Genomic DNA, 384 nt, shown 5'->3' on the forward strand with positions numbered 1-384 from the left:
CTTGCGGAATCGCTCGGACATTGCGCGAGCAGACCTGGAACCTGTCTCTGCAGCCGGCGCGCTTCGTACGCTCGGCCGTCGACGGCAGTCGCGAGGAGCTGAAGAGCCTGCGTGTCTGGCTGGTCGAGTGGACGCAGTCGCTGCGTCTCGGAGACCCGGAGTGGGCCTGGGAGGACCAGCCGCCCGGCAGCCTGATGCTGGGCTTCGACCCGCAGACCGGCCCCGGCCATGAGCCGGACTACTTCGCTCCGGAGGCGTTGGCATGAGCTATGTCAGTGCGGAGCATGACCGCATGCTCGCCGCGATGATCCTGCCCTGCGTGGTGGTCGCCGTGGACCTGGCAGCGGCGCGGGTACGGGTGCGCTCCGGCGACTGGACCAGCGG

1 protein-coding gene is annotated in these 384 nt (G+C 69.5%); it reads left to right on the forward strand.

The window, feature by feature from the left end; translation table 11 throughout:
- The coding region (locus tag EEB19_RS26690) for a hypothetical protein (RefSeq protein ID WP_222930017.1) at positions 1 to 266 on the forward strand (266 nt) is incomplete at its 5' end.
- Positions 267 to 384: the final 118 nt, after the last annotated feature.

It is taken from the genome of Gordonia sp. OPL2, assembly GCF_003797825.1.
Lineage (GTDB): Bacteria > Actinomycetota > Actinomycetes > Mycobacteriales > Mycobacteriaceae > Gordonia.